We start from the raw sequence: 9,095 nt of genomic DNA, 5'->3' as shown, positions 1-9,095 counted from the left end.
CTCCCTCATTTTTATACTAGAAGAAATTTTAAAAATATTTCAAATAAATAAGTTTTAAAATATGAGGTATAATTAAAATATTAAATTTATAAAATTAAGCAATGTTATAAAAAGGAGATATAGAAGGAGGGATATTGTTTTGAAAACATATGAAATTGATTTAAAAGTATATTTGTTAAAAGATATTTCAAAGGAAAGTACTTTAGAAAAGATAGCAAATTTAATTGATCTCTCATTTTTAAAAAATGAGGATATGAAAAATTATCATAAATCTATCAAATTTAAAAACTATGTTTTTAATAGTTTTTACCCTTTAGAAAAATCAATTTATAAATCTAAAAATATATACACTATAAAATTAAGAGTTTTTGGGAATGATTTTAATAAATTTTTTAAAGAAGCGTTACCAGGATTAAGAAGTGATGATATTCAAATTCTTACAGCTAAAAGTACCTTAATAGATAAAAAACATATATTGGAAATTTATAGTATAACTCCTGCTGTATGCAAATTTAATGACGGATATTGGAAGGAGCATGAAACTTTTGAAGCATTTGAAAAAAGAATAAAAGAAAATGCTATAAAAAAATATAATTTCTTTTTCAATACTAAATTAGATGAAAATTTTGATTTTATAAAAAAGATAGATTTTAAAAATAGAATTCCAATAGGAACAAAATATAAAAATGTAACTCTTTTAGGAGATAAATTGCAAATTGAGCTTGAAGATAATGAATTTGCTCAAAAGTTAGGATGGATTATTTTTTCAACAGGTCTTTTAGAGCTTGGTGCTCGAGGATTTGGATATGTAAATGCAAAGTTTATTTAATTTCAATAGATAGCGAGGTGAAAAATGCTAAAAGATTGTATAGAGATTTTTAAAAAAAGTAGGTCAGAGTATTTAAGTAAGAGTGATGAGCATAGTAAAATAACTTTTATTACAGATGACTACCCTTTAAGTTATGGAAGCTACATTTTAGTTGATGATAAAACTGGAAAGATAAAAAAATATCTAGAAGTGAGAAAAGATAGTCCAAAAGATATAGAATATCGATATTTTTCTAATTTAGATTATTTGAGTTCTCTAATAGATATAAATAAACCAATTGATATGAAAAAAGTTATTCATTCTAACAATATTTATAGTTTTTTTATAAAAAAAGACTCCTTAGAAGATAAGATAAAAAAGGAAAGAATTGATGATTATTATTCTAATCTTTTAAATCCAACCTTAAAATATAAAAATGATAAAAAGAAGTTTGACTTGTATCTAGAGATTGAAAAAAGACTTGGTAAAGTAAATGCTAATGATGTTGTTTATATTAAATCTTGGATTGAAAATAATATTCTTAACAAAAATATTGCTGATATTAATAGCAGATTAAAAGAAGATTTAGATATAAATGATAGCTTAAAAGCTGATAAAAGTTACTTAAAAATATTTTTTAATTTTCCTCTTGAGAATTTTGAAAAAGAGTGTGAAAAGTACACTATTCCAAGTATTTATAATAAAAATGACTTTAATGTAGAGATTGATAATATTATCTATGGACTTCCTAATAACAATGTAAATTTAAATCCCAAAAAAGTATTTTTAAAAAATATGTCTAGAAAAAATACCATACCATATTTAATAGATAGTCGTGAAGTTCTCGAGCAAAAATACTTTTTTGATTACCTTATGAGCTTTTTAGGACGACGTGAAAATAATATATATTTAAGTTTTGAAGACGGGATAAATGGATATAAAGAGTTTCCTGAAAAAACTAAATCAGGGTATTTTTTAAGAGTTAATAAAGGAACAGAACCTCAAATTGTTGATTCTGAACTTTTAAAAGATAAAGAAATTAATATTAAAATAATTAATCGAGATCTGTTTAACCTTCCTTATAAAGAAGATATTCCAGACTATTATAAAAATATAACTAATGAAAATATTCTTCAAAATTTAATTAACGATATTTTTTATGAAAACTGTTTAACTACAAATTATTTTAACTCTATTAAAGATATAACTTTACCTAAATTTGTAGTTATATCTAAAGATTTGTTAGGACAAAGTAAAAATATATGGGAAGATTTATTTTTCAAAAAAAATGAGACTCTTTTAAAAAGAAATTTTGAAAAAGTAGGATTAAAAATTATTAAAAATACTATTCTTAATAATAAAACTATCAAACCATATGAATTTAAAGCTTGTGAACAATTTAGTCTATACATATCAATATGTAAATATATATTCAATAGGGAGGAAGATATGCAAGTTGAAGCTAATAATATTTTTGATTCTTTAAATAACAAGATAAATTCTAATATAACTAAAGAGATAAATTCTGATGAAGAATATTTTATGGCTGTAGGACAGCTTGCTAAGTATTTTATATCACTTAGTAAAAGTGCAGAGAAAAAACATTCTTTAATTAATCCTATTATTAATTGCAAAAATCCACAAAAATTAAAAGATGAACTTCAAAAGTTATTTAAAAAGTATAATTACAGAATAGATTTAAATAGCAAGAGATTTAATAATCTATATGGAATGATTTTAGCCTATGACTGTACTTCTAAGATTAATGAGAAATATTTAATGTTAGGTTATCTTTTTAATTCTTTAATATATTTTAAGGAGGAAAATTAACTATGAAAAAAAGAGTATATGGTATTATTGGAATCAAGTCAATTATGGCAAACTGGAATGCTGATTTTACAGGATATCCAAAAACAACATCTGATGGATCTATTTTTGGAAGTGATAAAGCCTTAAAATATCCTATGAAAAAGATGTGGGAAAATGAGAATGAAAAGATTTTATATATAAAATCATATAAAATAGATAATGAAAAAGGGGAGACTAAATTAAGACCTCGTAGTTTGAAAGAAAGATATGAGCAAATATTTAATACTGAGGATTTAAAAAAAGAAAAAAGTATCGAAAATGTCCTAAAAAATCTATTTTTAGCAACTGATGTTAAAAATTTTGGAGCTACCTTTGCTGAAGAGGGAAAAAATTTAAGCATCACAGGAGCTGTACAAATTACTCAAGGATTTAATAAATATATTGATAGTATAACAGAGGAACAATCAATTTTATCTCCATTTAGAAACTCTAAAAACTCTGATGATGATAATTCAACTTTAGGAAGTAAAATTGTAAGTAATGAAGCTCATTATGTTTATCATTTTGCTATAAATCCTAGAGCTTATGATGAATTTAAGGCAATGGGTGTAACTGAAGGTTATACAGAAGAGGATTATGCTAAATTCAAAAGGGTAGCTTTAGTATCTGCAACCTCTTTTAATACAAATAGTAAAGTTGGGTGTGAAAATGAACTTGCTGTATTTATAGAAACTGATGAAAATCAATATTTACCTGATTTAGGAAATTTAGTTGAATTTGAAAAAATAGATAACGACAAAAATAGATTTATTTTTAATTTTTCAGAACTTTTAAACTCATTCAAAAAATCAATAAAGTCAATTGAGATTTATTATAACCCATATAATACTGAGATTGAAAAAACAATAGAAGGGACAAAATATTATAATATATTTACTAGAGAAGAGGTGTAAAAATGAAAGCTTTAAAATTTAATTTAAGTGGACAAACAGCTTTCTTTAAAAAACCTGATGTTAATAGTTATATTTATTTTACATATTCTAATATACATAAAATTTCACTACTTGGTATTTTGGGGGCTATTTTAGGGTTAGAAGGATACAATCAACAAAAACGAAAGATTAAACCTTCTATATATCCAGAATTCTATGAGAACCTTAAAGATTTAAAGATTAGTATTGTTCCAAAAAATATTTCACTAACTAAAAAAATTCAAGTTTTTAATAATAGCGTTGGATATGCAAGCTTTGAAGAGGGTGGAAACCTTATTGTAAAAGAACAATGGCTTGAAAATCCTGAGTGGGATATCTATATTTTATTAGATAATCATTCTAGTCTTTTAAAGATTTTAGAGGAACGATTATTAAAATATCACTTTACATACATTCCTTATTTAGGAAAAAATGATCATATTGCTAATATAAAAGATGTTGAAATTTTAAATGTTGAAAATATTGAAGATATTTGTGAAATACATAGCCTTATAGATAAAGATAATGTAGAAGCTATTAGCCAACCTCAAAGAGTAAGAGGAGAATATTTTAAATACGAAGAAAGACTTCCGTATAAATTAGAGGAGATTACAAATCAATATATCTATCAAAAATTTTTGCATACTAACTTTAATTTAAAACTACAATATTTTAAAGATATATATAGATGCAATGATCTAAATCTTTTTTTCTTTTAAGAAAAATTTAACCTTAACATTAGATGTAAATAAAGCTCAAAGGAGAGATAAATATGTTTAGTTTTGTTGATAACTTTGAAAAATTTTATGCCCATATTTCAGAAGAAAGAGTAGAACTTCTTAAAGATCATATTTATTTAACTGAAAAATATGTAAAAAAAATAATACATGAGAAAAACTTAGAGGAGGTAATCAATAATTTAGGACATAGTTTTTTTAAGAATAATAAAGATTTCGAATTTTGGAAAAATATGTTTTTTGATACTATTATTTTCCATGATGTTGGAAAAATTAATGAAAATTTTCAAATTTTTAAGATGAAAAATAAAAACTTTAAAAAAAAGGCAAATTTTACAACAAATCATTCTCCACTATCAACTAAAATATATTTTGATTACTACATAGATAATGTTTTAGAATCTCATGAAGATATGTTAATTTTCCTTTTTCTTAATATGTATATAATATCAAAACATCATGGTTCTTTAGATGCGTTTATGACATTTTTAAATTCTTTTTTAGATTCATATGAAGATTTAAAAGATAAAAGAGATTCGTTATTTAATCTTTTAAATCTAAATGATACTGATGAAGATATTACTCAAGTTATTAAATGGCTTCAAGATTCTTTAAAGTGTTTTGAAAGAAATGATTGGGATTTTTTAGAGCTTTATATCTATGTAAAGCTTCTATATTCACTTTTAGTATCTGCTGATTTTTACTCGACATCAGAATTTATGAATAAATCTCCTATAGAAGATATTGGACTCTTAAAAAATGTAAATCCTTATTTAGATAATTTTAAAAATACAAAAGTTTTTGAAGGAATAAATAAATATAAAAACTTTAAAGAAAATAAAGAGGAAAATCCCTTTAAAAATATTCCAATAAATGTATTAAGAAGCGAGCTTTTCTTAGAATCACAATATAATTTAGAAAAAAATTTGGATAGTAATATCTATTTTCTTGAAGCTCCTACTGGAAGTGGAAAAACTATTTGTTCAATTAATTTAGCTTTTAATCTATTAAAGCAAAATCAAAATTTAAATAAACTTTTTTATATTTTTCCTTTCAATACCTTAGTTGAACAAACGGGAGAAAGTCTTAAAGATATTTTAGGTGTTGAAACTTATAATAAAGATGTAAGTATTATTAATAGCATAACTCCTTTTTTTAAAGAAAGTGAAGGTGAAATAAAATTAGAATCTGGCGAAAAAATAGATTATGAAAAGTTTCTTTTAGATAGACAATTTATACATTCACCAATAGTTTTAACAACTCATGTCAATTTTTTTAACTATCTTTTTGGTTTAGATAGGGAGGCTCATTTTCCACTATTTCAAATTGCAAATAGTGTTGTTATTATTGATGAAATTCAAGCTTATAGGAATAATATTTGGAAAGAGATTGCAATTTTTTTAAATTGTTTTTCAAAAGTTTTAAATATTAAATTTATAATTATGTCTGCAACATTGCCTAAAATTGATGATTTAATAGATTATTCTTTAAATAAAACTATATTTACTCCATTGATTTCCAACATAAATAAATATTATCAAAATGAACTATTTTCTAAAAGAGTTGAAATTGATTATTCTTTTTTAGATGATTTAAAAGAATGTGATAAATCAAAAAAATTAAACTTATTAAAAAATAGTGTAATTAAAAATTATAATGAAAATAAAAAAATAGTTGTTGAATTTATCAAAAAGAAAACTGCATTTGAATTTTTTAAACTTTTGTTAGATGAAAATATCAACTTAAATTTAGAACTTCTAACTGGTGATGATAATAAAGCTGAAAGAAAAGAGATTATCTCAAAAATTAAAAATCAAAACTCCCCTATCATTTTAATATCCACCCAAGTTATAGAAGCTGGTGTAGATATTGATATGGATATAGGGTATAAAAATATATCTATCTTAGATTCGGAAGAACAATTTTTAGGAAGAGTAAATAGATCTTGTAAAAAAAGTGGAAAAGTTTATTTTTTTGAAGTTGATAAACCTAAAGATGTTTATAGAACTGAGGTAAGAAGTGATTATGAAAATACTTTAAATTCAGATAAAATAAAAAAATTCTTAATAAATAAAGATTTTAAAGAATATTATAATCAAATTATAGATTCTCTTAATAAAGAAGCCATAAAAATGAATAGTAAAAATATTGATAAGTTTAAAAAGGATTTTATATTCACTTTAAGTTTTAAAGATATTTCTGAACGATTAAAATTAATAGAAAAAAGAGAGGATGTTTCTGTCTTTCTCAATAGAGAAATTAATATTGATAATAAAACCATCAAAGGTTCTCATGTATGGCAAAAATACAAAGAGTTATTAGAAAATAATACTATTTCCTATTCTGAAAAAAGAGTAAAATTATCAAATCTTATGGAAAAAATGGATTACTTTATCTATAAAGTTAAAACTTTAAACAAATCTTATTCTGATAATATAGGAGATATTTTTTATATCGAAAATACAACAGATTATTTTATTGAATTTAACGGGAAAATGAAATTTAATCGAGAAAAATTTGATGGGGAAGATTCATTTATAGAATTTTTATGAAAGGAGTTACTATGAATAATATCACAGGAACAATTATAAACTATTATATCCATTGTAAAAGACAATGCTATCTTCATTATCACAGAATTAACCTTGAAGATGAAAGCAATCTTGTAAAGGTTGGTAAAGCTCTTCATGAAAGACATAATACAGATGAAATAGAGATTGATAATATTAAATTAGATAAAATTAAAGGAGAATTTGTTACTGAAATAAAAAAAAGTGATGCTGACTTTAATGCTAGTAGATTTCAATTACTATTTTATTTAAAAAAGCTTAAGGAAAAAGGGATTATAAAAAAAGGAAGACTTACTTTTTTAGAAAAAAATAAAATAGATAAAAAAAATTATGAAATCTTATTAGATTCTTCATCTGAAAAAGAACTTGAAGATATTATTTCTGAAATAAAAATTTTAGTTTCAAATTCAGATCTCCCTGCTATTGAAAATAGTAATAAGTGTAAAAAATGTGCTTATTATGCTTTCTGTTATATATAAAGATGGAGGTGAAAAATGGGGACAAAATATATATTATCAAAAGGTGAACTTCATAGACAAGATAACTCTTTAAATTTTAAAAATATCAATGGAAACAACTATATTCCAATTGAAGGAATAGAAGAAATCTACTGTTTAGATGAAGTTTCTTTTAATACAAAAGTTATTGATTTTTTAAGTAAAAATAATATTGTTCTTCATCTTTTTAATCATTATGAAGGATATAGTGGAACTTTTTATCCTCGTGAAAAGTATATGAGTGGAAAGACTGTTATTAAACAAGTTGAAGCTTTTAATGATAAAAGGGAACTTATAGCTAAGGCAATCGTTTTAGGAATTGGAAATAATATTCATGAGGTGTTATATCATTATTATCGTCACGAAAAAAAAGAGCTTAAAGAATTTTTAGATTGGTTGAAAGATGAAATGCCAAAAAAATTAGAAAACAGTAATAGTATTTCTGAGATTCTCTTAACAGAGGCAGATATTTGGTATCGTTTTTATAACTCTTTTTCACTATTTCTTAGGGAAGATTTTATTTTTAATAAAAGAGTTAAAAGACCTCCGGATAACCCTTTAAATGCTCTTATTTCTTTTGGAAATACAATACTCTATACAAAAACAATGGGACAAATATATCAAACTCATCTTGATCAAAGAATCTCTTTTTTACATTCTCCACAAGAAAGACGATTCTCCTTAAGTTTGGATTTATCGGAAGTTTTTAAACCAGTTATAGTTTTTAAAACAATCTTTGATTGTGTAAATAATAGGAAATTAAGTGTTGAAAAGCATTTTGATAAAAACTTAAATTATTGTCTTTTAAACGAAAGTGGAAAAAAAATTTTTTTAGAGGCTTTAGAATCAAAATTTAATGAAACTTTTAAGCACACAACTTTACTTAGAAATGTTTCATACTTAAAAGCTATTAAATATGATGGATATAAATTATTAAAATGTATTCTTGAGAATTTTGAATTTAAACCATTTTCTTTAAAGGAGAAAAAATAAATGGGAAAAAATTATAATTATATTTTTTTATTTTATGATGTTGGAGAAAAAAGAGTAAATAAAGTTTTTAAAATTTGTAAAAAATACTTAAGTCACCATCAAAAATCAGTATTTAGAGGAGCTATTACACCTGCTAATATAATTAAAATTGAAGATGAACTTAATAAAGTAATTGATAAAAATTATGATTTTATTAATATAATAAAACTTTATGGAACCTATAGTTTTGAAGAAAAATCATAGGTATAAATAAAAAAGATAGTGAGTCTATATTTTTATAATTTTCCAAGTGAAAAATAAAGAAGTCCCTTCAATTGAATAGAAAGAATATTTTTTAGCAAATTATCCATCAGTTGGAAAAAATTAAAAAAATTACTTAGTTTATAAGCTACATCGGCTTTTTTTATTTTTATAAACCTCTTTATTTACTTGGGTTTAACCTTAACATTAGATGTATTTAAATGATGCATTAGATGGAGATTTTGCACCAGCAAGAACTGTTTAACCTTAACATTAGATGTATTTAAATATGAAATACGCAGCACCACCAATGTCAGTGTTAGGAGTTTAACCTTAACATTAGATGTATTTAAATGCGAAAAGCTCTTGCTCATTAAATTCTTTCCCGTGTTTAACCTTAACATTAGATGTATTTAAATCTCCTTATGGTTAGTTTTAAACAATTAGAGTTTTAGTTTAACCTTAACATT

General features: G+C 23.3%; 8 protein-coding genes. All 8 read left to right on the top strand.

The annotated features are described in order from the left end of the window. Positions 1-139: 139 nt before the first annotated feature. From ACWI69_RS11135 to cas2, 8 genes are read left to right on the top strand one after another with little or no spacing between them, the layout of a single operon-like run. Positions 140-829 carry a CRISPR-associated endoribonuclease Cas6 gene (locus tag ACWI69_RS11135; protein WP_448821910.1) on the top strand — a complete coding sequence of 230 codons (690 nt, stop codon included), beginning with the start codon at positions 140-142 and terminating at the stop codon, positions 827-829. A 24-nt stretch (positions 830-853) separates the two neighbouring features. Beyond that, positions 854-2,638 carry a hypothetical protein gene (locus ACWI69_RS11130; protein ID WP_448821909.1) on the top strand — a complete coding sequence of 595 codons (1,785 nt, stop codon included), beginning with the start codon at positions 854-856 and terminating at the stop codon, positions 2,636-2,638. A gap of 2 nt (positions 2,639-2,640) precedes the next feature. Beyond that, positions 2,641-3,570 carry a type I CRISPR-associated protein Cas7 gene (locus ACWI69_RS11125; RefSeq protein WP_448821908.1) on the top strand — a complete coding sequence of 310 codons (930 nt, stop codon included), beginning with the start codon at positions 2,641-2,643 and terminating at the stop codon, positions 3,568-3,570. Between the two features lie 2 nt (positions 3,571-3,572). Next, a complete protein-coding gene (gene cas5b / locus ACWI69_RS11120; protein ID WP_448821907.1) occupies positions 3,573-4,307 on the top strand; it encodes a type I-B CRISPR-associated protein Cas5b in 735 nt (244 codons plus the stop codon). A gap of 53 nt (positions 4,308-4,360) precedes the next feature. Continuing rightward, entirely contained in the window at positions 4,361-6,877 is a 2,517-nt protein-coding gene (gene cas3, locus ACWI69_RS11115) for a CRISPR-associated helicase Cas3' (RefSeq protein ID WP_448821906.1), read from the top strand. 11 nt (positions 6,878-6,888) lie between these two features. Next, positions 6,889-7,374, top strand: a complete 486-nt coding sequence (cas4, locus tag ACWI69_RS11110) for a CRISPR-associated protein Cas4 (RefSeq protein ID WP_448821905.1) — start codon at positions 6,889-6,891, stop codon at positions 7,372-7,374. A gap of 15 nt (positions 7,375-7,389) precedes the next feature. Beyond that, the gene (gene cas1b, locus ACWI69_RS11105) at positions 7,390-8,385 is read left to right on the top strand and encodes a type I-B CRISPR-associated endonuclease Cas1b (protein WP_448821904.1); all 996 of its coding nucleotides are present in this window, start codon (positions 7,390-7,392) and stop codon (positions 8,383-8,385) included. Next, positions 8,386-8,628: a CRISPR-associated endonuclease Cas2 gene (gene cas2, locus ACWI69_RS11100; RefSeq protein ID WP_448821903.1), complete on the top strand. Its 243-nt coding sequence runs from the start codon at positions 8,386-8,388 to the stop codon at positions 8,626-8,628. The last annotated feature ends 467 nt before the right edge of the window (positions 8,629-9,095 follow it).

It is taken from the genome of Cetobacterium sp. (assembly GCF_977044495.1).
Note: the sequence above shows the minus strand (reverse complement) of the source record. Positions and strands in the feature narration are given on the sequence as shown.